This is a genomic window from Roseinatronobacter bogoriensis DSM 18756 (assembly GCF_004366635.1).
Lineage (GTDB): Bacteria > Pseudomonadota > Alphaproteobacteria > Rhodobacterales > Rhodobacteraceae > Roseinatronobacter > Roseinatronobacter bogoriensis.
Genome location: NZ_SORN01000010.1, coordinates 39,535 through 63,607, shown reverse-complemented (window position 1 = coordinate 63,607; position 24,073 = coordinate 39,535). Strand labels below are relative to the sequence as shown.

General features: G+C 58.8%; 20 protein-coding genes and 1 tRNA gene. 15 read left to right on the top strand and 6 right to left on the bottom strand.

Going from position 1 to position 24,073, the window contains the following annotated elements:
* The first annotated feature begins 103 nt into the window (after positions 1 to 103).
* The 5 genes from EV660_RS16250 (at position 104) to EV660_RS16230 (ending at position 6,708) form a co-directional block, all read left to right on the top strand.
* The gene (locus EV660_RS16250; protein ID WP_071479198.1) at positions 104 to 418 is read left to right on the top strand and encodes an ArsR/SmtB family transcription factor; all 315 of its coding nucleotides are present in this window, start codon (positions 104 to 106) and stop codon (positions 416 to 418) included.
* 41 nt (positions 419 to 459) lie between these two features.
* A complete protein-coding gene (locus EV660_RS16245; RefSeq protein ID WP_184409768.1) occupies positions 460 to 1,512 on the top strand; it encodes a permease in 1,053 nt (350 codons plus the stop codon).
* A gap of 91 nt (positions 1,513 to 1,603) precedes the next feature.
* Positions 1,604 to 3,553, top strand: a complete 1,950-nt coding sequence (parE, locus tag EV660_RS16240; RefSeq protein ID WP_071479199.1) for a DNA topoisomerase IV subunit B — start codon at positions 1,604 to 1,606, stop codon at positions 3,551 to 3,553.
* Positions 3,550 to 3,780 (top strand): winged helix-turn-helix domain-containing protein, encoded by a 231-nt coding sequence (locus tag EV660_RS19115; protein WP_157798904.1) that lies wholly within the window; start codon positions 3,550 to 3,552, stop codon positions 3,778 to 3,780. The genes parE and EV660_RS19115 overlap by 4 nt, the downstream gene beginning before the upstream one ends.
* A gap of 594 nt (positions 3,781 to 4,374) precedes the next feature.
* A complete protein-coding gene (locus tag EV660_RS16230; protein ID WP_071479200.1) occupies positions 4,375 to 6,708 on the top strand; it encodes a mechanosensitive ion channel domain-containing protein in 2,334 nt (777 codons plus the stop codon).
* Between the two features lie 176 nt (positions 6,709 to 6,884).
* On the opposite strand, the gene EV660_RS16225 is transcribed toward EV660_RS16230, so the two are convergent.
* From EV660_RS16225 to def (EV660_RS16210), 4 genes are all read right to left on the bottom strand, one after another.
* Positions 6,885 to 7,814, bottom strand: coding sequence for an endonuclease/exonuclease/phosphatase family protein (locus EV660_RS16225; protein WP_071479201.1), 930 nt, complete (start codon positions 7,812 to 7,814; stop codon positions 6,885 to 6,887).
* Positions 7,815 to 7,888: 74 nt separating this feature from the next.
* Complete coding sequence (gene fmt / locus EV660_RS16220) at positions 7,889 to 8,779, bottom strand: methionyl-tRNA formyltransferase (RefSeq protein ID WP_071479202.1); 891 nt, start codon at positions 8,777 to 8,779, stop codon at positions 7,889 to 7,891.
* A 24-nt stretch (positions 8,780 to 8,803) separates the two neighbouring features.
* Positions 8,804 to 9,298: a peptide deformylase gene (def, locus tag EV660_RS16215; protein ID WP_071479203.1), complete on the bottom strand. Its 495-nt coding sequence runs from the start codon at positions 9,296 to 9,298 to the stop codon at positions 8,804 to 8,806.
* Positions 9,295 to 9,816: a peptide deformylase gene (gene def, locus EV660_RS16210; RefSeq protein ID WP_071479382.1), complete on the bottom strand. Its 522-nt coding sequence runs from the start codon at positions 9,814 to 9,816 to the stop codon at positions 9,295 to 9,297. Before def (EV660_RS16210) ends, def (EV660_RS16215) begins: the two co-directional genes overlap by 4 nt.
* Positions 9,817 to 9,914: 98 nt before the next feature.
* On the opposite strand from def (EV660_RS16210), the gene EV660_RS16205 reads away from it, so the two are divergent.
* The 10 genes from EV660_RS16205 (at position 9,915) to EV660_RS16160 (ending at position 21,677) form a co-directional block, all read left to right on the top strand.
* The gene (locus EV660_RS16205; RefSeq protein ID WP_071479204.1) at positions 9,915 to 11,087 is read left to right on the top strand and encodes a MalY/PatB family protein; all 1,173 of its coding nucleotides are present in this window, start codon (positions 9,915 to 9,917) and stop codon (positions 11,085 to 11,087) included.
* 87 nt (positions 11,088 to 11,174) lie between these two features.
* Entirely contained in the window at positions 11,175 to 12,155 is a 981-nt protein-coding gene (locus tag EV660_RS16200) for a glutathione S-transferase family protein (RefSeq protein WP_071479205.1), read from the top strand.
* Between the two features lie 73 nt (positions 12,156 to 12,228).
* Entirely contained in the window at positions 12,229 to 13,407 is a 1,179-nt protein-coding gene (locus EV660_RS16195; protein ID WP_071479206.1) for a lytic murein transglycosylase, read from the top strand.
* A gap of 124 nt (positions 13,408 to 13,531) precedes the next feature.
* Positions 13,532 to 13,873: a DUF2853 family protein gene (locus tag EV660_RS16190; protein WP_071479207.1), complete on the top strand. Its 342-nt coding sequence runs from the start codon at positions 13,532 to 13,534 to the stop codon at positions 13,871 to 13,873.
* A gap of 405 nt (positions 13,874 to 14,278) precedes the next feature.
* Positions 14,279 to 16,684 carry an endopeptidase La gene (gene lon, locus EV660_RS16185; protein WP_071479208.1) on the top strand — a complete coding sequence of 802 codons (2,406 nt, stop codon included), beginning with the start codon at positions 14,279 to 14,281 and terminating at the stop codon, positions 16,682 to 16,684.
* Positions 16,685 to 16,804: 120 nt separating this feature from the next.
* A tRNA-Val gene (locus EV660_RS16180) sits at positions 16,805 to 16,879 on the top strand.
* Positions 16,880 to 17,139: 260 nt separating this feature from the next.
* Positions 17,140 to 18,561, top strand: a complete 1,422-nt coding sequence (locus EV660_RS16175; protein WP_071479209.1) for an NfeD family protein — start codon at positions 17,140 to 17,142, stop codon at positions 18,559 to 18,561.
* A 53-nt stretch (positions 18,562 to 18,614) separates the two neighbouring features.
* Positions 18,615 to 19,391 (top strand): slipin family protein, encoded by a 777-nt coding sequence (locus EV660_RS16170; RefSeq protein ID WP_198510659.1) that lies wholly within the window; start codon positions 18,615 to 18,617, stop codon positions 19,389 to 19,391.
* A 538-nt stretch (positions 19,392 to 19,929) separates the two neighbouring features.
* Positions 19,930 to 21,021, top strand: a complete 1,092-nt coding sequence (locus EV660_RS16165) for an AbrB family transcriptional regulator (RefSeq protein ID WP_084634600.1) — start codon at positions 19,930 to 19,932, stop codon at positions 21,019 to 21,021.
* A gap of 209 nt (positions 21,022 to 21,230) precedes the next feature.
* Positions 21,231 to 21,677 (top strand): YaiI/YqxD family protein, encoded by a 447-nt coding sequence (locus EV660_RS16160; RefSeq protein WP_071479212.1) that lies wholly within the window; start codon positions 21,231 to 21,233, stop codon positions 21,675 to 21,677.
* A gap of 16 nt (positions 21,678 to 21,693) precedes the next feature.
* On the opposite strand, the gene arsJ is transcribed toward EV660_RS16160, so the two are convergent.
* A complete protein-coding gene (gene arsJ / locus EV660_RS16155; RefSeq protein ID WP_071479213.1) occupies positions 21,694 to 22,941 on the bottom strand; it encodes an organoarsenical effux MFS transporter ArsJ in 1,248 nt (415 codons plus the stop codon).
* A 107-nt stretch (positions 22,942 to 23,048) separates the two neighbouring features.
* Positions 23,049 to 24,071 carry an ArsJ-associated glyceraldehyde-3-phosphate dehydrogenase gene (locus tag EV660_RS16150; protein ID WP_071479214.1) on the bottom strand — a complete coding sequence of 341 codons (1,023 nt, stop codon included), beginning with the start codon at positions 24,069 to 24,071 and terminating at the stop codon, positions 23,049 to 23,051.
* Between the last annotated feature and the right edge of the window lie 2 nt (positions 24,072 to 24,073).

Below are 24,073 nucleotides of genomic sequence, written 5' to 3'. Positions count from 1 at the left end.
GATTGCGCGAATTGGGCGGATTTCTTTTCATTTGTTGCGCGGTGCTGCTGGAAAGCTTTGAATGAGATGTTTACATAACCAGAAAAGTAGTTATCTTATCGGTATGAATGACCAAACTGATTCCGCAGCCATAGCTCTCGCAGCCCTAGGCCACCCGGCCCGGTTGAGCGTGTTTCGCCTGTTGGTGCGGGCGGGGCCGGATGGGTTGCTGGTGGGTGAAATTGCCGCACATCTGGATATGCCGCTTTCGACACTTGCGCATCATCTGCGCAGCCTCAAACTGGCGGGCCTGATTGTGCAGACCCGCAATGGACGAGAGGTCGAGACGCGCGCGGATACAGCGGCCATGCGCGATGTGCTGGATTTCCTGATGAGCGAGTGTTGCAAGGGCGTGCCCGCTCTCGCGAAAGAAACCTGAAACCTTCTGTGCAATATAACTACAAAGCTGGGAATATAGACATGACGGATCAGACCCATCCTCAACCCGGCCCCTTCGTGGCAGCGTGGCAGCATTTGTGGCGCAAAGAACGACCCTGGCTGGCATTTGCGGTGATCTTGCTGGTGGTCAGTGTGATTGATCCGGCGCAATTCGGGCCTTCCGTGGCGAAGGTGGTCAATGCGCTTGTGTCGATCGCGCCATTCCTCGCGGTCTCCATTCTGATCGCTGCTTGGGCCGGGGCGACTGGCGCGGATAACCTGATTGCGCGTGCTTTCACGGGTGCGCCTGCGATGATGATCCTGATGGGGGCCTTGGCCGGTGGGTTATCGCCTTTTTGTTCCTGTGGCGTTATCCCGCTGATTGCGGCCCTGTTGGCCATAGGTGTGCCACTGGCCCCGGTTATGGCGTTCTGGCTGGCCTCTCCGCTGATGGACCCGTCGATGTTTGTGCTGACAGCGGGGGTGCTGGGACTGGAATTCGCCGTCGCAAAAACGCTGATCGCAATCGGCATGGGGGTTGCAGGTGGGGGAATTGTGCATCTTGTTATTCGCGCGGGCGGGTTGGCCAATCCCTTGCGCGAGGGGATTGGCAATGGCGGCTGTGGCGGCGCCAAGGTGCGCGCGCCAAAGCCGCCGGTCTGGGCGTTCTGGCATGACCCCGCACGCGTAACGAAATTCCGCCAAGAGGGCATCAAGACCTTCCTTTTCCTGTTAAAGTGGCTGTCGCTGGCGTTCCTGTTGGAAAGCCTGATGCTGGCCTATCTGCCAGCGCAACTGGTGACCCAGACATTGGGCGGCACGGGCCTTGCGCCGATTGCGATTGCGACACTGGTGGGCGTGCCCGCCTATTTCAACGGCTACGCCGCGCTGCCCTTGATTGGCACATTGATGGAACAAGGGATGCAGGCGGGCGCTGGCATGGCCTTTCTGATAGCGGGCGGTGTAACCTCTCTACCGGCTGCGATTGCCGTCTGGGCCTTGGTCAGGTTCCGGGTCTTTGCGCTATATATCGCGATCTCGCTGGGCGGGGCATTTGCAAGCGGTCTGTTGTTCCATTTCTGGACGCTGCTGTAATTACTGATTGCCCCAAGGTCTAAACCTTGCGGTTTTTGCGCTGCAATGGTCTATTGATGGTGCAGTTACCCAAAATAGAATCGAGCAGTCCATGTCCGACCTGTTGTCGCAGTCCGAAAGTTACGATGCGTCTTCCATCGAAGTGCTGGAGGGGCTGGAGCCTGTGCGCAAGCGCCCCGGCATGTATATCGGGGGGACTGATGAACGCGCCTTGCATCATCTGGTTGCCGAAGTGCTGGACAACTCGATGGACGAAGCCGTGGCAGGACATGCCACGCGCATCGAGGTGGAATTGCACGCCGATTACTCCATCACAATCCGTGACAATGGCCGGGGCATCCCGATTGACCCGCACCCAAAATTCCCAGGCAAATCCGCGCTGGAGGTGATCTTGTGCACGCTGCATGCGGGCGGCAAGTTCAGCGGCAAGGCCTATGAGACATCGGGCGGGTTGCACGGGGTGGGGGCCAGTGTGGTCAATGCGCTGTCAGACCACCTGAGGGTTGAGGTTGCGCGCAACCGTGAACTGTTCGTTCAGGAATTCTCGCGCGGGATTCCGCAAGGGCCTGTCACCAAGGTTGGCCCCGCGCCCAACCGGCGTGGCACAACCTTTACCTTTCACCCCGATGCAGAGATTTTTGGCACGCTGAAACTCCGCCCTGCGCGGTTGCTGAAAATGGCCCGCTCCAAAGCCTATCTGTTCTCGGGCGTCGAAATCCGCTGGAAATCCGCCATCGAGGATGGCGACACTCCGATGGAGGCCGTGTTCCACTTTCCCGGTGGTCTGGCCGATTACTTGAACGAGCAACTCAAGGGCAATGTCACCTATGCCGACAAGCCCTTTGCCGGAAAGGTCAGCTTTCAGGAGAAATTCAGCCAACCCGGATCGGTGGAATGGGCGATCAACTGGACGCCGGCGCGTGACGGGTTTGTGCAATCCTATTGTAACACTGTCCCCACGCCCGAAGGCGGCACGCATGAGGCGGGCTTCTGGGCGGCGGTTCTCAAAGGCATCCGCGCTTACGGCGAATTGGCCAATAACAAGAAGGCTGCGCAGATCACCCGCGAAGACATGATCACCGGCGGCTGCGCGCTGGTGTCGTGCTTTATCCGCGAACCGGAATTCGTGGGCCAGACCAAGGACCGGCTGGCCACCACCGAGGCCGCGCGTCTGGTCGAAGGCGCGGTACGTGACCATTTCGACAACTGGCTGGCCGCAGATCCCAAGGCGGCAGGCGCGATTCTTGATTTTCTGGTGCTGCGCGCCGAAGAACGGCTGAAGCGGCGGCAGGAGAAGGAAACCAGCCGCAAGACGGCCACCAAGAAATTGCGTTTGCCGGGTAAACTGGTGGATTGTTCCGCCACCAACCGCGTGGGCACTGAATTGTTCATTGTCGAGGGCGATTCTGCGGGCGGTTCTGCAAAGATGGCGCGCGACCGCAAGACGCAGGCGTTGCTGCCTTTGCGCGGCAAGATCCTGAACGTGCTGGGCGCGGCCTCTGCAAAAATGGGGACCAATGCCGAAATCAGCGATTTGTGTCAGGCCATGGGTGTGGGGCTGGGGTCGAAATTCCGGCTGGATGATCTGCGTTATGACAAGATCATCATCATGACCGACGCCGATGTGGACGGCGCGCATATTGCGGCGCTCTTGATGACATTTTTCTTCACCCAGATGCGCCCGATGATTGATGCAGGCCACCTGTATCTTGCCTGCCCGCCACTGTTTCGCCTGACGCAAGGGGCCAAGCGCGTCTATGCGCTGGATGAGGCCGAGAAAGAGCGCCTGATGGCCGAAGGGTTCGGCGGCAAGGGCAAGGTCGATGTGTCGCGCTTCAAGGGTTTGGGCGAGATGGACGCAAAAGACCTGAAAGAAACCACAATGGACCCGGCATCGCGCCGCCTGATCCGGGTATCGGTCGATGATGACCTGCCGGGTGAGACATCTGATCTGGTCGAGCGATTGATGGGCAAGAAGCCGGAATTGCGGTTTCAATATATCAGCGAGAATGCGCGCTTTGTGGAAGAGCTGGATGTTTGAGAAGCTCAAAAGAAAAATTGAGGGTAGTCCCTGATTTTCAGCCCCTTGTTCGCCCTGTCTTGCAGCTTTTCTCTGAGGGAAAGACAAGCATCAAAGAATGTATTGAACCCTTGAAAGAGCGCCTTTCAATATCGAAAGAAAACGCTCAGGAGGCGCTGCAAAGTGGACAGACTGTTTTATATGATCGCCCGCATTGGGCTAGAACCTACCTAGTGTTCGCCGCCTGACGAAAGGTTCCCGGGCCCGATCCGATGCTTTGACGAGAGGCGGCTATGCGGGACAAATCTGCCGTTCAGGTGCTCTTAACTGCGCGGAGCAAAGGCCGAAGGGCGCCGCGACTCAAAGGGCCGCACCCACGGCACGGCGATTTGGCTGCCACCTGCGCAACGATCTGATCTTTCGCGGATTTGGCCAGCATAAAACGCTACAGATTGAATCTTGCATCGCCGCACCGCGGCCCGACGTTGCGCGGCTTCGCGCAGACATAGACCGTCCGCAACGCCCTCCAAGCAGTCATAGGGTATCTTGCGTCAGGCTTCAAACACCAGTCCGCCAAGCAGGCTTGAGGCTGAACGCAGCCGCCGGAACGATACGCCTCGCACACGGCATCTCTTGCGCAGGATTTCCTGTTCCGAGTTAACGTGCGCCTGCCCTTCCGGCGGCCATGCTCTACAGGCCACCGCAAAAATGAGAGTCCGCCCTGTGGACGCTGGAAAATCAGGCGTCGCCCGCAAATACACATTAAATTTGCATACTTTCTTTAAACTTCTCTGAAACTGACCTAGTTTCAGGGCGCTGTAACAAGAATTAGAGGGTTCATCATGGTTTTGCGCGCGGTTTTGGTTTGGCTTGCCTGTTCGATTTCCGCTTTCGCGCAGACCCCCGGTTCAGAACTCGCTGCCCCCTCAGACCGTGATGTGGCAGCGCAATTAGCCGATATCCTGCGCGACGATGCTGCACGCAACGCGCTGATCCGCCAGCTTGAAGCGGCGGCAGAGGGAAGCGGGCTTGCATCGCAGCAAACCGCCCCCGCCGATGCGCCCCCGCAAATGTCCTTCGCCCGCCAGATTGCGGAACAGACGCGCGATATTGCCGAGAATACCACCAATATCGCCTTCGGCCTGCTGGGCAATATCAATGACCTTCTGGGCGTATTCACAGGCGAAAGCCGCGTGAACTGGGCCGAGTTGGGCGATGCCGTCATGGCGCTGGCCTTGGTTATGGCAGTAACCATCGGTTTGTTTTTTGCGTTGCGCGGTGTGGGGCAATGGATTTTCCGCGCCATGTCGCAACGCACGGGGGGTGGGTGGTTCATTTCTGCGCTATGGCTACTGGGTTCCAGCCTGATAGATGCGCTGATCATCCTTTTGGCATGGGGTGGGGGCTATGGCTTTGCGTTGTTCATGGGCGATGCTGGCAGCATGGATTTCCGCCAAAGCCTGTTCCTGAATGCCTTTTTGTTGGTTGAGATGGCCAAGGTAGTGTTGCGGGGCATTCTGTCACCGCGCTATGCGCAACTGCGCTTTGCCCCCATGACGGACGAGACGGCCGCTTATTGGTATTTCTGGGCGTCGCGCTTGATCAGCCTGTTGGGATATGGCGCGCTGCTGGTGGTGCCGATCATCAATGCGACCGTGTCTTTCGCGGTCGGTCGCAGTGTGCTGATCTTGCTGGTCCTGACGGCGCTGGTGATTGCCTTGCTGATTGTTTTGCAAAGCCGCGACACTGTCGCGGCAGCATTGCGCGCGCGCTACCAGCGTGACCCGTCCGATATGGTCGGCCGGATCGAGGCGATGGTGGCAGGTGTCTGGCACTGGCTGGCCATGATCTATCTTCTGGCGCTGTTTGTCATCTGGGTGACCCGCCCGACAGATGCGCTGCAATTCATGCTTATGGCGACGTTGAATTCGGTCATTGCGGTCGTCGTCGGGGTGGTGGTCATGGCCTTCATCTCGCGCGCGATCACGGGCGGTATGCGCGTGCCAGCAGACCTGCGCGAGAAACTGCCCCTGCTGGAAGTTCGGCTGAATGCCTTTGTTCCCAGTATTCTGCGCTTCGTGCGCATACTTGTGGCGATTGCCGTGCTGATCTCTATCGCGCAAAGCTGGCAATTCATGGATTTTCTGGGTTGGGCCGCATCCGAGGTGGGCCGCGATGTGGTCGGGCGTCTGGCCTCTGCGGCCTTTGTGGTGCTGGTCGCGATGGGCGCTTGGTTGGGGTTGTCATCCTTTGTCGAATATCGCCTGAACCCGGCGGTCGGCACGGTTCCCACGGCACGAGAGCGCACGCTTCTTGCCTTGCTGCGCAACGCGCTGACAATCGCCCTGATCGTGATCGCGTCCATGCTGACACTTGCCGAACTGGGGGTGAACATTGCACCCTTGCTGGCAGGTGCGGGTGTGTTGGGTCTGGCCATCGGCTTTGGGGCACAAAAGCTGGTGCAAGACATTATCACCGGCGCTTTCATCCAGTTTGAAAACGCCATGAATGAGGGGGATGTGGTCACGGCAGGCGGCACAACTGGCGTTGTCGAGAAGCTGACGGTTCGGTCTGTCGGTCTGCGTGACGTCAGCGGGACATATCATCTGATCCCGTTCAGTTCAGTTGATATGGTGTCGAATTTCATGAAGGGGTTTGCCTATCACGTGGCCGAGATCGGGGTGGCCTATCGTGAAGATATCTCTGAAGTGAAAACACTCATGCATCGCGCATTTGAAATTCTGGCACAGGGAGAACATGCTGATGCGATTTTGGAGCCGCTGGATATTCAGGGCGTGGTATCGCTGGGGGATTCTGCGGTTGTCGTCCGGGGCCGGATCAAGACACAGCCCGGCATGCAATGGGCCGTGGGACGGGCCTATACAGAGATTGTCAAGAACGTGCTGGATGAAGCCGGTATTGAAATCCCCTTCCCACATATGACCCTGTATATGGGGCAGGACAAGGATGGCAGCGCACCGCCCCTCAACCTGCACCATAGCCGCGCGCGCCCGCTGTTGAGCGCGGGCGAAAATGCCAGTGCAGCGCCACCGAAGACAGTGCCTGAGAGCCAAGCGCATAGCCAAGACACCATTGCCAAGGACACGGAGCACGACCAGAAACAAAAACAGGTCGAACGCCACCAGCCCGGCACGGATGAGGCGGAACAGAACTGATCCGTGACAGGTGTTCGGGTGGCTCGCGTTCTGGCACGCGCTACCTGACACTGGGTGCGCAGTGACAGATTAAAGGCTGTTGTCGAAAGTTTGTCGTCGCGCAGCGTCGGGCCGCGGTGCGGCGGGCGCGCGTACGATCGGCAAGCTGGTCCCGCAAGGCGATTTGGCCTATGTGATCACAGGCCCTCCAGATCAATGACAAGTGCTGCGTGATCGCTGGCATGTGGGCGGTGCGCGCCGACATCTGGCAGGCGCGCCACATCTGTACGGTCCGCGTCCCGGTCCAGTCCTGCGCGCAAGGCTTGCGGTGTCGCATCCGGCCAGCGCTGTGCCAGTGCAGGAGAGGCCAGAAGCGCATCAGGGCGCGCATAATGTCCGTCCTGCGCATTGTAGAATGTCCACCGCTCGTGCTCTGGCATCCGTTCCAGCAGATCGACCGAGAAGGGCGGTAACAGTGGCGCGATTGCGGGTTCATCTTCAACAGGCTTCACCGGCTCGTTCAGATCGCCCAGTATCATCCATAGCGCGCCACCATTATCTTTCTGGCGGCCCTCGACCAGTTTGCGCACCGCCAGCGCTTCCATCCGCCGGATCGGCCATGCGCGGGCGGTATCTGGCCAGGGCGCTTTGAAATGGCAGTTGAACAGCGTCACGTCACCAACGCTGAAGGCAAGGCAGTCGCGGCGAAAGATGGGACTATCGGACCGCATGCCCTCTGGCGGGGGCAGGCCCAGATCGTCAGGGGTCAGGGCGGCATGGCTGCGTATCCCCTCTATCGGGCGACGGCTGAGCACGGCAAGATCACGGCCACCCCCATCGTTGCCGGGCAGGCAGACGCGATGCGGATAGGCGGCGCCGGCGTGGCGTATCAGATGCTCGTGGAAGAAATCCAGCGTTTCCAGATTGAACACTTCTTGCAGGCAGATCACATCGGCATCGGACTGCGCAATGATTGCACTGGTCAGCCGGCGATCGGCAAGATCAAGGGCGGTCGCTTCGGCGGTGCTGTCTTCAGGCACATCATAATCGCGCGCACCATCAAACCTTGCCCGACCAGCCGGATGGCGCAGGCGCAAGTTTTGCACGTTGAATGTTGTAATGCGCATACTGTGTGATGCCTTTGCCCCGGGGTGGCCGTCAAGACGAAAGCGCTCTGTCCACTCTTGCGGTGTGCCGCAGGTCAGCGCTGCGCGCCACCCGCCCCGCGCAGCATGTCTTCCGCCGACATGGCGCGCTTGCCCTCGCGCTGCACGTCCAGCACTTCGACTGCGCCAGTGCCGCAGGCAATTGTCAGCCCATTCAGCAGCGTTCCGGGGGTGCCTTGCCCTTCTACCGGGCGGGCGTTCAGCAGTTTCAACCGTCCGTACGGGCTGTCGAACCAGACCCCGGGAAAGGGTGACAGGCCCCGGATATGGCGCGCAACATCTTCGGCAGGGCGTGTCCAGTCGATGCGGGCTTCGGCCTTGTCGATTTTTGCAGCATATGTGACCCCCTCTTCCGGCTGGGGCATGGGGGTCAGGGCCGGAAGCCCGGCCAATGCGCGGGTAATCAGCGCCGCGCCCATCATCGACAGCCTGTCATGCAGGGTTTGGGCCGCATCCAGCGGCGCAATCGGTGTTGCTTCGCGCAGCAGGACAGGGCCGGTGTCAAGGCCCGCTTCCATCTGCATGATACAGATGCCTGTTTCCGCATCGCCCGCCATGATCGCGCGCTGGATCGGTGCTGCGCCGCGCCAGCGTGGCAGCAGGCTGGCGTGAATGTTCAGGCAGCCAAATCGCGGCGCGTCCAGTACTGATTGCGGCAAGATCAGCCCATAAGCAACCACGACTGCGATATCGGCCTGAAGGGCTGCAAACTCTGCTTGCGCGGCGGCATCTTTCAGGCTGACGGGGTGGCGCACATCCAGCCCCAGCGCCTCGGCGCGCGCGTGCACGGGGGTCGGTCGGGGTTTCTTGCCCCGGCCCGCCGGGCGCGGCGGCTGTGTATAGACGCAGATGATCTCATGCTCGGCATGCACGGCCTCCAGCGCCGGGACCGAGAAATCGGGGGTGCCCATGAAGATAACGCGCATCCGGTCGTCCTTTCCTGCCGGGGCCTAGCCTGCCTTGCGGGCGCGGCGCAGCAGCATGTCACGCTTGAGCTTGCTCAGATGGTCGAAATACATCCGGCCATTCAGATGGTCGATCTGATGTTGCACACTGGTCGCCCAGAGATGCACGAAATCGCGCTGCTCAACCTCGCCTGCGTCATTCAGGAATTGCACAGTCACGGCACGGGGCCGCTCGACGCGCGCCCATACACCCGGTAGGTTTGGGCTGGCTTCGTCATGGGCGCGCAGCTTGGCGCTGGCATGCAGGATTTCGGGGTTGGCCATGCGAATGACCTGTCCGCGCTCTTCTGAGGCATCGACCACGGCTAGGCGCAGCATGACGCCAATCTGCGGGGCCGCAAGGCCGACGCCCGGCATGGCCTCCATCGTGTCGATCATATCGGCCCAGATGGCGCGGATCTCGTCTGTAATCTGGTCAACCGGGGCGGCGGGGCTGCGCAACCGCTTGTCGGGCCAGGGGATGCAGGGCCGGACGCTCACCCCCGCGCCTTGTCGCGCTTGAGTTTCTGCATCTTGCGCGTGATCATGCTGCGCTTGATCGTGCCAAGATAGTCGATGAACAGCTTGCCATTCAGATGGTCAAGCTCATGCTGTGCGCAGGTAGCCCAAAGCCCGTCGAATTCTTCTTCATGGGTTTTGCCGTCCAGCCCCATCCAGCGCAGGGTCGCGCGCTTGGGGCGGGTGACTTCGGCATATTGTTCGGGGATGGACAGGCAGCCTTCCTCATAAGTGTTGACCTCTTCCGAGGTGGCGATGATCTCGGGGTTGATCAGCACCATAGGGCGGGGGGTGGCCCCTTCTTCCTTGACGCAATCCATCACGAAGACACGTTTGAGCACGCCGACTTGCGGCGCGGCAAGCCCGACGCCCGGCGCGTCATACATCGTCTCCAGCATGTCCTCGGCCAGCTTGCCGATTTCAGCGGTGACACCTTCGACAGGGGCGCACAGCTTCTTCAGGCGCGGGTCGGGATGGATAAGGATTGGTCGAATGCTCATGATCGGCGATGTAAGCCAAGCCAGAGCGCCGTTCAATGGCTTTTGTGCTTGCACCTTGCGCAAGGGCGGGCCAGCTTCGGCCCAAACGGAGGACAGACATGAATTTCGACAAGATCATCGACCGGCGCGGCACCCATTCGACCAAATGGGACATGATGGACAAGCTTTATGGCGTTTCCCCCGATTCCGGTATTGCGATGTGGGTGGCCGATATGGACTTTCACCCGCCGCAAGCGGTGCAGGATGCGCTGCAAAAGGCACTGGACCACGGCATATATGGCTATTTCGGCGATGACTCTGCGTATCGTGCTGCGATCTGCTGGTGGATGGAAAACCGCCATGACTGGCAGGTGGACCCCGCGCATATCTTTTCCACGCATGGCTTGGTCAATGCCGTGGGCCTGTGCCTACAGACATGGACGCAACCGGGCGATGGGGTTGTGCTGTTCACGCCCGTCTATCATGCATTTGCGCGCACCATTCATGCGGCGGGTCGGCGCGTGGTCGAATGTCCGCTGGCATTGATGGATGGCCGCTACGAGATGGATTTTGCCGCCGCCGATGCGCAGATGACCGGGGCAGAGCGCATGTTGATCCTGTGCTCGCCGCATAATCCCGGCGGGCGTGTCTGGACGGCGGAGGAGTTGCGCGGCGTTGCCGATTTCTGCGCGCGCCATGATCTGTTGTTGGTGTCTGATGAAATTCACCATGATCTGGTGATGCCCGGGTATCGTCACACGCCCATGCCGTTGGCCGCCCCCGAAATACAGGAACGGCTGGTCATGCTGACGGCTGCGTCCAAGACCTTCAACCTTGCGGGAACACATTGCGGCAATGTCATCATCCCGGACGAAAATTTGCGCCGCCAGTTTGCAACGACCCTTGCGGCGCTGGGCATATCGCCCAATTCCTTTGGCCTGCATGCGGTAACGGCGGCTTATTCGCCACAGGGTGCAGAATGGGTCGATGCGCTATGCGCCTATCTGGACACGAACCGCAAGCTGTTTGACGACGGGATAAACGCAATTCCCGGTCTGCGGTCCATGCCGCTGGAGGCCACATATCTTGCATGGGTCGATTTTGCCGACACAGGCATGGATGTGGCAGAGTTTACCGCACGGGTGGAACGCGAGGCGCAGATTGCCGCCAATCACGGGCCAACTTTTGGCACGGGCGGCACCAGCTTTCTGCGCTTCAATCTTGGCGCGCCGCGATCCGTGATCGAAGACGCCGTAGTGCGGTTGCAGCGGGCGTTTTCTGATCTGCAATAACCCTGCGCACAGCCCCTGCGCATGTGCGCAGCTTGTTATTCCGACGCTTTATGCGCAGATCGTACCGGTAGCAAAAGGAGTTCAAAAATGGGCCAACTGGTCAATGGAGAATGGTCAAGCGAATGGTATGACACCAGCAAGACGGGCGGTGCGTTCAAGCGTGACACGTCACGGTTTCGCAATTGGGTAACGGCGGATGGCAGCGCTGGCCCATCGGGCGAGGGCGGGTTCAAGGCCGAGGCAGGGCGCTATCATCTGTATGTGTCCTATGCCTGCCCCTGGGCGCATCGCACGCTGATCTTTCGCGCGTTGAAAGGGCTGGAGGGGCTGATTGATGTGTCGGCCGTGCATCCGGATATGCTGGATGATGGCTGGACCTTCGACACCGATTTCGAAGGCGCGACAGGTGACAAGCTGCACGGTTCCAAATTCATGCGCGAGGTTTACACCCGCGCGGACCCGCAGATATCAGGCCGCGTAACCGTGCCGGTGCTGTGGGACAAGGCACAGGGCAAGATTGTATCGAATGAATCGGCGGAGATTATCCGCATGTTCAATTCAGCCTTTGACGGTCTGACAGGCAATACTGACGACTACTACCCAGAGGCGCTGCGCGAGCAGATTGAAGAGGTTAACGCGCGCATCTATGACGAAGTGAATAACGGCGTCTACAAATCCGGCTTTGCGACCACGCAGGAGGCCTATGAAAAAGCTGTCCATCCGCTATTCAAGGCGCTGGATTGGCTTGAAGAGCGGCTGACCACGCGCCGCTATCTGATGGGCGACACGCTGACCGAGGCTGATTGGCGTCTTTTCACCACTTTGGTGCGATTTGACAGCGTGTATCACCTGCATTTCAAATGCAATCGTCGCCGGATTGTCGATTATCCCGCGCTCTGGGCCTATACGCGCGATCTGTATCAGCATCCCGGTGTGGCGCAGACAGTGCGGATGGACCATATCGTGCGGCACTATCACTACAGCCATGATACGATCAATCCCAACCGGATTATCCCGATCAATCCCGTGCTGGATTTCGAAGCGCCGCATGACCGCGCATCTCTTTGAATCGATCACATAAAAACGACTCCCCCTGAAGGGTTTGATGCGCTAGCGTGGCGGAAATTCTTCAGGGGGTATTATGCGTATTCTTCCAGTAATGGCGGCTGTTCTGTCCGTGGGCCTGTCAACAGCGGCACACGCCCAAAGCTGTGGTGGCAATTTTGGCGCGTTTGTTGAGGGGCTGAAATCCGAAGCGGCCAGCCAAGGCTATGACCGCGCCCGGATCGACAGTTTCTTTCGCAATGTCCGGCAAGATCAGGCCGTTATCAACGCAGATCGCCGTCAAGGCATTTTTCAGCGCCCCTTTCTGGATTTCTCGCGCGCGTTGATCTCGCAAAGTAGATTGACCAATGGCCAGCGCAACTTTGAGCGTCAGCGCAGTGTGTTCGACCGCGCACAGCAGCAATACGGTGTGCAACCGGGCATATTGCTGGCCTTCTGGGCGTTCGAGACGGATTTTGGAGCAGTGCAGGGCGACTTCAACACAGTGAACGCGCTGGTCACTCTGGCACATGACTGTCGCAGGCCGGAATTGTTCCGCCCGCAGGTGTTTGCAGCACTGGAAATGTATCGCCGCGGCATGCTGGACCCGGTGCAGACCCGCGGCGCGTGGGCGGGCGAGATCGGGATGGTCCAGAAACTGCCTTCTGACATCATCAATTATGCAGTTGATGGCGACGGTGATGGGCGGATTGATCTGCAACGCTCTGCGCCAGATGCACTCTTGTCGGCAGCGGCGATGCTGCGCGCCAAGGGGTGGCGCCCGAACGAGCCGTGGATGCATGAGGTTGCGCTGCCGCAAGGGTTGGACCTGACACAAACCGGCATTCGAAACGAGTTGACGGTCAGCCAGTGGGAACAACTGGGCGTGCGCCCCACGCATGGGCGTTTGCCCTCTGGCAATTTGCGCGCCTCGGTCATCGTGCCACAGGGCCATCGCGGCCCGGCCTTCATGGTGTTTCACAATTTCCGGGTGCTGTTCGAGTGGAACCAGAGTTTCATCTATGTGACCACCGCCGCCTATTTTGCCACCCGCCTGTCTGGGGCACCAGTGTATCAGGCCGGAAACCCCGAAACCGGCCTTAACCAGGATCAGATGCGCCAATTGCAACAAAGGCTTGTGCAACGCGGCTTCGATGTTGGGGCGGTTGACGGTATTCTTGGCGCCAATACCCGCGCTGCGGTGCAGGATGTGCAGGCGCAGCTTGGTTTGCCGGCTGATGGCTGGCCAACCCCGCAATTGCTTGGGATGCTCTGACCTGTCCATTCGCGCGCCGCGGATAGATTCTTCTTGGTGAAAATCTGTTTTTCTTCCACTCTGACCGCGATCTACGCGGTCGGATCGGAATTTGAATGCATTTGAAATTTAGGGGAATATGTACATGGGACGCAGGGATGACTTGATTGAACGCTACGCCGATGATTTGCGCAACAAATGCGGGGTCGAACCTGACATGGAGTTGTTGCGCAAGGTGACAATTGCATGTGGGCCGTCAATTTATGATGCCGATGCAAGCACGGTTGCGGCCACACAGCAGCATGAACTGGACACCGTGCGCCGGAACTTTCTGGTTAAGAAACTTGGCCTCAGCGATAGTCAGGAACTGCACGATGCGATTGACGCCGTGATCGAACAATATGGCCGCTCAGAGCGCAACAAGTACCGCCCGGTGGTCTATTATCTGCTTGCACGTCATTTCGGCAAGGAAAGCGTGTTCGGCTGATCAATACAAGTTGGCTAAAATCCAAACTTGTTTCGTCTTGCCCGAATGGCGGTCGCTTGCAATATTACGGCATCTGGTCAGGAAGACCGGGGTCTGATTCTGCGTGTGACGTGAAGGCACATGGGTGAGTGGGGTTCCGGTATGTCGGAACCCCAATTCTAACTCGCCGTAGTCAAATGACGTGGCTTATGCCGTGCATCGCGACTGCGCTGGACTGTGACGAAACATATATTTTGTTTCCATATTCGTTTCGCTGACATGCTGCTGCCCCGAAACCGACCAATTCTTCTTGTGTAACAGAACAATGTTCGGCACGAAGGGGGCATGGGTTGAAACACGCACTTGCCACGCCCAAATTGTGTTTCAACAGCGCGCCGCAGGCGCGACAGAGTTAAGGATAGACAGATGGATCAATCAAGCCGCTTTCCCGTATTGCCCTTGCGCGATATGGTGGTGTTCCCGCATATGATCGTCCCGCTTTTTGTGGGGCGCGAAAAATCTGTTCGCGCGCTTGAAGCCGTCATGGCCGAGGATCGACAGATCCTGCTGGTGGCACAGAAAGACCACACACAGGAAAACCCGCAGGAATCTGACATTTTTACTGTCGGTGTGCTGGCAAATGTGTTGCAGTTGCTGAAACTGCCGGATGGAACCGTCAAGGTTCTGGTCGAAGGCCGCACGCGTGTGCAAATTGATGATTTCGTAGAAAATGATGACTACTTCGAGGCTGTCGCACGCGATTTCCCCGAGGAAGAGGGGGATGCGCAATCCATCAAGGCGCTGATGCGTGCGGTGCAGACGGAATTCGAACGTTATGCCAAGATGCGCAAGAATGTCCCTGACGAAGCGCTTGCCGCGATAGCCGAGGCCGAGGATGCGAAGGTGCTTGCAGACCTTGCAGCCGGGCATCTGGGCACGAATGTTGCTGAAAAGCAGAAATTGCTTGAAGCTGGTAATACCTCTGACCGGCTGGAAAAGATTTACGCGCTGATGCAGGGCGAGTTGTCGGTCCTTCAGGTGGAACGCAAGATCAAGACCCGCGTGAAAAGCCAGATGGAGCGCACACAGCGCGAATATTACCTGAATGAGCAGATGAAAGCCATTCAGAAAGAATTGGGGGATGGCGAAGACGGTCAGAACGAATTGACCGAACTCGAGAACCGCATCAACGCCACCAAGTTCAGCAAAGAAGCGCGTGCCAAGGCCGAGGCGGAGCTGAAAAAGCTCAAGAACATGTCGCCCATGTCCGCCGAGGCAACTGTCGTGCGCAACTACCTTGACTGGATGTTGTCGATCCCCTGGGGTGTGAAAAGCCGCGTCAAGAAAGATCTTGGCCGCGCGCAAGAGGTGCTGGATGCCGATCACTACAGCCTCGACAAGGTCAAGGAACGCATTGTCGAATACCTGGCAGTGCAGGCGCGCAGCCAGAAACTGAAAGGCCCGATTATGTGCCTTGTCGGCCCCCCGGGTGTGGGCAAGACCTCGCTGGGGCGGTCGGTCGCCAAGGCGACGGGGCGCGAATTCATCCGCATTTCGCTGGGGGGCGTGCGCGACGAATCTGAAATCCGGGGCCACCGCCGGACCTATATCGGGTCCATGCCGGGCAAGATCATTCAGGCGCTGAAGAAAGCCAAGACGACAAACCCGCTGATCCTGCTCGATGAGATTGACAAGATGGGGCAGGATTTCCGGGGCGACCCGGCCTCGGCCATGCTTGAAGTGTTGGACCCGGAGCAGAACGCAACTTTTGTCGACCATTATCTGGAAGTGGAATATGACCTGTCGAACGTCATGTTCCTGACAACCGCAAACTCGTACAACATGCCCGGACCGCTGCTGGACCGGATGGAGATCATTCCGCTGTCCGGCTATACCGAGGATGAAAAGCTGGAAATCGCCAGACGTCATTTGTTGAGCAAGTCGATCAAGAACCACGGGTTGCGCAAGGGTGAACTGACGATATCAGACGCCGCGATCACCGAGATCCTGCGCCGCTATACGCGCGAGGCAGGTGTCCGAAATCTGGAGCGCGAGCTGAACAAGATTGCCCGCAAGGCGGTCACCAAGATTGTCAGGAAAGAAACGGACAAGGTGATCGTCGCACGTGATAATCTGGCTGATTTCCTGGGGGTACCGCGCCATCGCTACGGCCTTGCAGAGAAGGAAGACCAGATTGGCGTGGTCACCGGCCTTGCCTGGACACAGGTGGGCGGCGATCTGTTGCAGATCGAAGCCCTGCGTCTGCCCGGCAAGGGGCGGATGAAAACAACCGGCAAACTGGGCGATGTGATGAAGGAATCCATCGACGCGGCCAGTTCCTTTGTGCGTTCGATTGCGCCTGAAATCGGGGTGAAGCCGCCGCGCTTTGACCGTCTGGATATCCACGTCCACGTGCCAGAAGGTGCCACCCCGAAAGATGGGCCAAGCGCGGGGATTGCGATGGTGACATCCATCGTGTCGGTGCTGACACAGATCCCGGTCCGCAAGGACATTGCCATGACCGGGGAGGTGACCTTGCGGGGCAATGTTCTGGGCATAGGTGGGCTGAAGGAGAAGCTTCTGGCGGCACTACGCGGCGGGATCAAGACGGTTTTGATCCCGGAAGAGAATGCCAAGGATCTGCCGGAAATCCCGGATAATGTGAAAGATGGCCTGACCATCATTCCGGTAAGTGATGTACGCGATGTTTTGCGGCATGCTTTGATTCGTCAGCCAACCGCTATCGAATGGGATGAAGAAGCCGAAGATGCCGCACGGCAGGCGCTTCTGAGCAATAACGGCGACGCTGATAGTTTGCGTGCACCGCACTAAACTGAAATCCCGTTAAATCATACTGCCGCCGTGTCATAACGGCGGCAGTTTTTGTAGGGCGCGACCCTCTACGAAGGGCTTGCGCCTGTTATGACCGCAGAGTATAGCGCGACGAAACGGGGGCGATTAGCTCAGTGGTAGAGCGCTTCGTTCACATCGAAGATGTCAGCGGTTCAAATCCGTTATCGCCCACCATTTCATTCCATTTTAGCGGTTGTTTTCTGTATTTCATGTTGCACAGCCGGGCTGGCCGGGTCCGCGCTTTCGCTGTGACGGGGATGTGAACGCAGATCCCGGTCGTATCAACCGCCTCGACAAACCCAGTAAAATAGGCCGCTTTCAGCGCTTTGGCGGTTCTATCGCCATATCTATGTCGCGGGGCCACAGTTGAACGGCGCGGGGCGCGCATTATCTTTCACAAAGCATAGCAGAGGCATGAAAGGACGCCGCAAGCCATGTGGACACAAACGTCGCAACTGCAGGGTTTCCTCCGGCGCTTTGGTTGGGTTGCGGCGTTGTGCCTTGGAATATTGGGCTTGGGCCTGGGCGCTCAGGAGGCGGGCCGCGCAGGCCAGGCGGTTGTGCTGGAACTGGATGGGGCGGTCAGCCCCGCAACGGCTGATTACCTGATCCGCGGGATCGAGGCCGCGAATGCCGATGGCGCTGGCCTGATCATCCTGCAAATGGACACGCCCGGCGGGCTGGTTACATCAACCCGCGATATTAACCGCGCCATCCTGAATTCAGGCGTGCCTGTTGCCACCTTTGTTGCGCCATCAGGCGCGCGCGCGGCCAGTGCAGGTACATTCATCCTTTACGCCAGCCATCTGGCAGTGATGGCGCCGGGCACATCCGTTGGGGCCGCAACACCTGTGAGTCTGGGCGGGGGGGGCGGGTTGCCGTTCATGGATGATCCTGCCGGGGATGACGACGAGGATGAGGCCCGCGAGGGAACCGAAAGCCGCCGCAGCGCACCGCAAGATGCCGGCATGGCCAAGGCAATGAATGACGCAATTTCACAAATTCGCAGCCTTGCCGAAATCCACGGCCGCAATGCGGATTGGGCAGAAACTGCTGTGCGCGATGCTGCAACCCTGACGGCCAGTGCGGCGGTCGCCGAAAATGTGGCAGATTTCACCGCCCGGAATTTGACTGAGCTGCTGGACAGGGCGCATGGCCGCGTTGTGCAGCTTGACGGCGAAGAGTTCACGCTGGACACCGAAAACCTGAGCCTTGTCTCGCTCGCGCCCGACTGGCGTACTCAACTGCTTTCGATCATCGCAAACCCGAATGTCGCACTGTTTCTGATGATCATCGGGTTTTATGGTATCGTCTTCGAGTTGTTGAACCCCGGCGCGCTGGTCCCCGGCACAATCGGGGGGATCAGCCTGATCCTTGGCATGTTCGCCCTGTCCATCCTGCCCTTCAATCTTGCGGGGCTTGCATTGATCGGTCTGGGCTTGCTGCTTGTGATCGCCGAGGCGTTCAGCCCATCTTTCGGCATATTGGGAATTGGAGGAACTGTCGCCATCGTGGCGGGTGGCTTGTTCCTGTTCGATTCCGAGGTGCCGGGGCTGGAACCTTCTATCCCAGCGTTGGCTGCGCTGGCTGTTGCATCGCTTGCCTTTTCCGCGCTTGTCGCGCGTCTGGGCTATGTCTCGCACAGGCGGCGGGTCACGACCGGGGCGACAGAGATGATTGGCGCGCGCGCCAAAGTGCAGGACTGGAACGCGAACACCGGGCATGTCTACGTTCATGGAGAGCGTTGGAATGCAGCCTCGGAGCAGGCCTTTGCCAAAGGTGATGAGGTTGTCGTGATCAGCAAGGATGGGCTGACCTTGCATGTCGGTCCGCCACCGAACGCCCCCAAGACATGACGCGCAACGCGTGAGCGCGCGTTGTCCGGTCATGTTGTGAAAGGAGAAATCGAATGGATATTCTGGCAATTTTCGGAGATCTGAGCTTTGCGATCGTGCTGATCGTTCTGGTTCTGGCTTTCCTTGCCTCTGCCATCAAGGTTTTGCGCGAATATGAGCGCGCTGTGGTGTTCACCCTTGGTCGGTTCAGCGGAATAAAGGGGCCGGGTCTGATCCTGGTCATTCCCGTCATTCAACAGGTCGTGCGGGTCGATCTGCGCGTGCGGGTGCTGGATGTGCCAAGTCAGGATGTGATCAGTCAGGACAATGTCTCGGTGCGAGTGAATGCCGTGATCTATTTCCGTGTCGTGGACCCTGAAAAGGCCACGATACAGGTCGAAAACTTCATGCAGGCAACATCGGAACTGTCACAGACAACGCTGCGGTCTGTTCTGGGGAAACACGATCTGGATGATATGTTGGCAGAGCGTGAAAAGCTGAATAACGACATTCAGGAGATTCTGGACAGCCAGACCGATGTCTGGGGGATCAAGGTTGCGAATGTCGAGATCAAGCATGTCGACATCAACGAATCCATGATCCGGGCCATTGCGCGTCAGGCCGAAGCAGAGCGCGAGCGCCGCGCCAAGGTCATCAATGCCGAAGGCGAACAACAGGCCGCAAACAAGCTGCTTGAAGCGGCCCAGATCCTGAGTGCAGACCCCGGCGCGATGCAGTTGCGTTACCTTGCAACGCTGACAACCATAGGGTCCGAGAAAAACTCGACCATTGTATTTCCATTCCCGACCGAGTTGTCATCAATCCTGAACACCCTTCAGAAAGACCGATAGCGCGCAGGGCCTGTGGCCGCAGGTGGCGACCATGCTAGTGTTCGCCACCTGACGAAAGACTCCCGCGCCCCATGCGATGCCCTCGCGCGAGGCAGTTTTGCCGGAGTTTGCGGACATTGAGAAGCAGGTGACAAAGCCGCGTAGCGTCGGGCCGCGGTGCGGCGATCCTCGATTGAAGCTGTCGCGCTTTATGCTGGCCAAATCCGCGTGAGATCAGATCGTTGCGCAGGTGGCAGCCAAATCGCCGTGCCGTGGGGGCGGCCCTTTGAGTCGCGGCGGCCTTCGGCCTTGATTCCGCGCTGCTCAAAGACTGCAACGCCCTCCAAGCAGTCATCGGATATCTTTTCTCAAGCGGTAAACACTAGATATTCCTTGGCGGACTCGATCTGCATGGATTTGCACCAAACTGCGGTTTTCCCTTGTTTGTTTCGGCGCAATCCTTGCAACCGTAGGCAAAAAGCGCGACGGTGCAAGGGCAGGGGAGTGTCAGCTTTGCTGTGCCCTATGGTCCAACAAGGTCCGGGAAGCGAAGTCGAATATGTTCCGAACATCTTATAGCAGCGGTTTGCGCCAAATCGCACATGTTGTGGCGATCATGGGCGGTGCGATCCTGTTCGGGTTTCTTGCCATGCGGTTGAACTTCCCATTGCCCTGGATGCTGGGGGCACTGGTGTTTGCGGGCACAGTGCGGCTGTTGGATTTTCCGGTACGCATTCCAGTGCAGACCCGCCAACTTGGCCAGATACTGGTTGCCAGCGCGGTCGGTCTGTCCTTTACCCCAGAGGCGCTGCAAATGATGGGTGATCTGGCCTTGCCCATGGTGCTGGCAGCGATTTTGACAATTGCGCTAAGTTTCGGCGTTTCCGTGGTGCTGATGAAACTCACGGGTGTCGGGGCCAGCACGGCAATTCTTGCCACGCTTCCTATGGGGCCTGTCGAAAGCGCGGTTCTGGCCCGCAAACATGGCGCAACCCCCGGCCCGATTGTCTTCGCCCAGACCATGCGCATTGTGCTGCTTGTCATCCTGATCCCGCCGCTGATTGTCTTGCTGGATGGCAGTGTCTCGGATCCGGTTGCCGTCTTGCGTGGCATGGAGTGGACAGGAACAGGTGCCGCCTTGCTGTTTGCTTTCGGGCTGGCAGGCGCGCTTTTGCTAAAGCGCATCCGCATGTCCAATCCTTTCTTTCTGGGCGGATTGGCCGGGGCGGCCTTGGCGTCGGTCGTGGGGCTGCCAGTGTCCTCCTACCCCTATATCGTGCTGGCGGGTGCACAGATATTTCTGGGCATCTGGCTGGGTGCGGTGATTGACCGTGATCTGTTTCGCAATGCGCGGGGTTTTTTGCCCGGCTCGATCCTGACCTCTGTCCTGATGATCGTGCTTTGCGCGATCATGGGGATGGGCCTGACATGGATGACGGGCCAGCCGTGGCAGGTGATGGTTCTGGCAACCGCGCCCGGCAGCGTTACGGAAATGGCGCTGACAGCCAAGATATTGCAGGAAGGACTGGCTGTCGTAACGGCATTTCACATCGTGCGGATTTTTATCATTCTGCCGTTTTCGGGTGTCATTGTCGGGCAGGCGTTGCGCCTTGCAAGATTACTTCGAGGGTCGAATCCTACCATTCAATGAGAGGACGACCGAACCCTTTGGCTGATAAGATGCCGGGAAGGTATCTGCACTGGCAACAGGGGATCTGCGTCCGTATGCTCAGCTTGCCCGGCAGCGGTTGCGCCTATTTCTTGCAGGTCAGCCTCGCGTGGGGCAGGGGTGGACAGGCAAGGGAAATCCGGCTTGCCGTGCGGGATGGCTGACGGCCAAGACAAGATGAGGCATGGGTGATGGCAATTTATGTTGATGCGGATGCATGTCCGGTGAAATCCGAGGTCGAGCGCGTTGGCACGCGCCACAAGCTGAAGATTTTCATTGTGTCAAATGGCGGGATCAGGCCTTCGGTCAACCCGCTGGTTGAAACAGTGATTGTGGCCGCAGGTGCGGATGAGGCGGATAAATGGATCGCAGAGCGCGCGGGGCAGGGCGATATTGTGGTGACCGGCGATATCCCTCTGGCCGCGAAATGCGTCGAGGCAGGCGCGCAGGTGTTGAAACATAATGGCGAGCCCCTGAGCGCCGAGAATATCGGCAATGTCCTTGCCACGCGCGATCTGATGGCTGATTTGCGGGCCGCTGATCCATTTCGACAAGGCGGCGGGCGCAGCTTTTCCAAGGCGGACCGGTCGCGGTTTCTGGATGCTCTGGAGCGTGCGGTGCGGCGGGCGGCGCGCTAAAGTCAACCAAGCGTCGCTACAGGGCCGGTAGTTTGCGTGCAATCAGCCAGCTTGCCACTGCCATAAGCCCCGCTGTCGCCAGACACAGGGGCAAGCCGCCAATCTGGTAACTGACCCCCGACAAAAGCGTGCCAAGCAACCGGCCCGCAGCATTGGCCATGTAATAAAATCCGACATCGCGGGTGATCCGGTCTGCCGCGCCATAGGCAAGGATAAGATAGGAATGCACGGCGGAATTCAGCGCAAAGACAAAGCCAAACACCAGCAGCCCGCCCACAAGCAGCCATGTCAGCCAGGGCGCAGGGCCGCCAGCAAAGGCTGATGCCATTGCAAGCAATAGCGGGATCGGCACAAGGACACCCGCCCAGAGGATTGCCTTGCGCGTGATCGCCCCTTCAGACTGGCCCTTGCGCCCCAGCAGCTTGGGCGCAAGGGCCTGAACGGCCCCATAGCCGATGATCCAAAGCGCCATGAAGCCACCGACCAGAAAAAAGGCCTCGCGCCGCCCCTCAGCGGTGCCATCGGACAGGACGGCCTGAAAATAGATCGGAATCCCGACGACAAACCACACATCGCGCGCACCAAACAGGAAAAGACGCGCAAGGCTGAGGCGGTTCACGCGCGGATCTTTCGAGCGCCAACCCGCCCAAGTGTCAGCCCCTTTCATGCGCCTCGGCAATCCTTCGGGCAAGAACAGAACGACCGCCACCAGAATGACAGCCAACACGCCCGCCATTCCCCAGACCGCCGCCTGAAACCCCGCTGTCGCAAGCAGCGCCGCACCCAGAAAAAAGCCAAGGCCCTTCACGGCATTCTTGGACCCTGTCAACACCGCCACCCAACGAAACAAGGCACCTTCTTGGGCTGGCGCCAGCAGTTTGACCGCCGATTTCGACGACATTTTCGACAGGTCCTTGGCCACCCCCGACACGCCTTGCACCGCCATGACGAAAACAACCGAGGCGGCGAGGGTCCAATCAGGATTCAATTGCGCGAGCGCCGCGAGTGCAGCGATCTGCAAGACAAGCCCCGCATACAGCGTGGCCGCCAGCCCGAACCGCGCGGCCAGCCATCCCGCTGCCAGATTGGTCACAATGCCCGCTACTTCATAGAGAACAAACAGCCAGGCCAGTTGGACCGGTGAGAAACCCAAGCCGTTGAAATGCAGCAGGACTAGCATGCGCAAGGCCCCGTCGGAGAGCATAAAGGCCCAATAGGCGGCAGTAACTGCGATATAGGCGCGCATCGGGTTTGCTGATGTCATCACTTTGCAGGGCTTCATGCTTGGGGTGGGCGAGGGGGGCTGTCTGCCCCCCTCTTGGGCCTTCGGCCCAATTCACCCCCCGAGAGTATTTTGAGCAAGAAAATGCATCAGAGGCTTTGTGCGACCATACGGGTGATATCGCCCAGACGGCAGGCATAGCCCCATTCGTTGTCATACCATGCGTAGACTTTCAGTTGTGTACCGTTGATCACCATCGTGGAAGGCCCATCGATAATGCTGGAGCGCGGATCGTTGAGGTAGTCGCAGGACACAAGCGGGCGCGACTCGAAGCCCAGAATTCCGTTGAGTGGCCCTTCGGCGGCAGATTTGAACAGGGCGTTGACCTCCTCTGTCGTGGTGGTGCGATCCAACTCGAACACGCAATCTGTGAGTGAGGCGTTGAGCAGCGGCACGCGAACCGCATGACCGTTCAGGCGCCCTTTGAGCTCCGGGTAGATCAGCGTGATCGCGGTTGCGCTGCCTGTTGTGGTGGGGATCAGATTGGTCAGGGCAGATCGCGCGCGGCGCATATCCTTGGCAGGGCGATCTGCAATCGTCTGGGTATTGGTGACGTCATGGATCGTTGTGATCGAGCCGTGCCGGATGCCGATTGATTCATGAATGACCTTGACAATCGGAGCAAGGCAATTGGTGGTGCAGCTGGCTGCGGTGACAATGGTCTGGCTGCCGTCATAAAGGTGATGGTTTATGCCATAGACGAGGTTGAGCGCGCCGCCGTTCTTGACCGGCGCGGAGACCACGAGTTTGCGGACACCTGCGGTAAAATATGGGGCCAGTTTTTCGGCAGTCTTGAATGTCCCGGTGCAGTCGATGACCAGATCAATGCCCATCTCTGCCAGTGGCAGTTCTTCTATCCGTGCATGGTGGGTCAGGCAGATGTGTTGGCCGCCAAGGTTCAGTGAGTCTGTGTCATGGGTTACGGGGGTCCGCCAGCGGCCATGTATGCTGTCGAATTCCATCAGCACTGCGTGCTGTTCTGCATCACCCAGAGGGTCGTTCAACAGGGCGATATGGCCCCCAGAACCAGTGTCGATCAGGTCGCGCAGGACAAGCTTGCCAATGCGGCCAAGGCCATTAAGCGCGATGCGCGGCGGAACGTGGGGCGTCATGT

What these genes read in the sequence shown, in the direction of transcription:
- EV660_RS16250 (WP_071479198.1), top strand. Translation starts at nt 104, where the DNA reads ATGAATGACCAAACTGATTCCGCAGCCATAGCTCTCGCAGCCCTAGGC.
- EV660_RS16245 (WP_184409768.1), top strand. Translation starts at nt 460, where the DNA reads ATGACGGATCAGACCCATCCTCAACCCGGCCCCTTCGTGGCAGCGTGG.
- parE (WP_071479199.1), top strand. Translation starts at nt 1,604, where the DNA reads ATGTCCGACCTGTTGTCGCAGTCCGAAAGTTACGATGCGTCTTCCATC.
- EV660_RS16230 (WP_071479200.1), top strand. Translation starts at nt 4,375, where the DNA reads ATGGTTTTGCGCGCGGTTTTGGTTTGGCTTGCCTGTTCGATTTCCGCT.
- EV660_RS16225 (WP_071479201.1), bottom strand. Translation starts at nt 7,814, where the DNA reads ATGCGCATTACAACATTCAACGTGCAAAACTTGCGCCTGCGCCATCCG.
- fmt (WP_071479202.1), bottom strand. Translation starts at nt 8,779, where the DNA reads ATGCGCGTTATCTTCATGGGCACCCCCGATTTCTCGGTCCCGGCGCTG.
- def (WP_071479382.1), bottom strand. Translation starts at nt 9,816, where the DNA reads ATGAGCATTCGACCAATCCTTATCCATCCCGACCCGCGCCTGAAGAAG.
- EV660_RS16205 (WP_071479204.1), top strand. Translation starts at nt 9,915, where the DNA reads ATGAATTTCGACAAGATCATCGACCGGCGCGGCACCCATTCGACCAAA.
- EV660_RS16200 (WP_071479205.1), top strand. Translation starts at nt 11,175, where the DNA reads ATGGGCCAACTGGTCAATGGAGAATGGTCAAGCGAATGGTATGACACC.
- EV660_RS16195 (WP_071479206.1), top strand. Translation starts at nt 12,229, where the DNA reads ATGCGTATTCTTCCAGTAATGGCGGCTGTTCTGTCCGTGGGCCTGTCA.
- EV660_RS16190 (WP_071479207.1), top strand. Translation starts at nt 13,532, where the DNA reads ATGGGACGCAGGGATGACTTGATTGAACGCTACGCCGATGATTTGCGC.
- lon (WP_071479208.1), top strand. Translation starts at nt 14,279, where the DNA reads ATGGATCAATCAAGCCGCTTTCCCGTATTGCCCTTGCGCGATATGGTG.
- EV660_RS16175 (WP_071479209.1), top strand. Translation starts at nt 17,140, where the DNA reads ATGTGGACACAAACGTCGCAACTGCAGGGTTTCCTCCGGCGCTTTGGT.
- EV660_RS16170 (WP_198510659.1), top strand. Translation starts at nt 18,615, where the DNA reads ATGGATATTCTGGCAATTTTCGGAGATCTGAGCTTTGCGATCGTGCTG.
- EV660_RS16165 (WP_084634600.1), top strand. Translation starts at nt 19,930, where the DNA reads ATGTTCCGAACATCTTATAGCAGCGGTTTGCGCCAAATCGCACATGTT.
- EV660_RS16160 (WP_071479212.1), top strand. Translation starts at nt 21,231, where the DNA reads ATGGCAATTTATGTTGATGCGGATGCATGTCCGGTGAAATCCGAGGTC.
- arsJ (WP_071479213.1), bottom strand. Translation starts at nt 22,941, where the DNA reads ATGACATCAGCAAACCCGATGCGCGCCTATATCGCAGTTACTGCCGCC.
- EV660_RS16150 (WP_071479214.1), bottom strand. Translation starts at nt 24,071, where the DNA reads ATGACGCCCCACGTTCCGCCGCGCATCGCGCTTAATGGCCTTGGCCGC.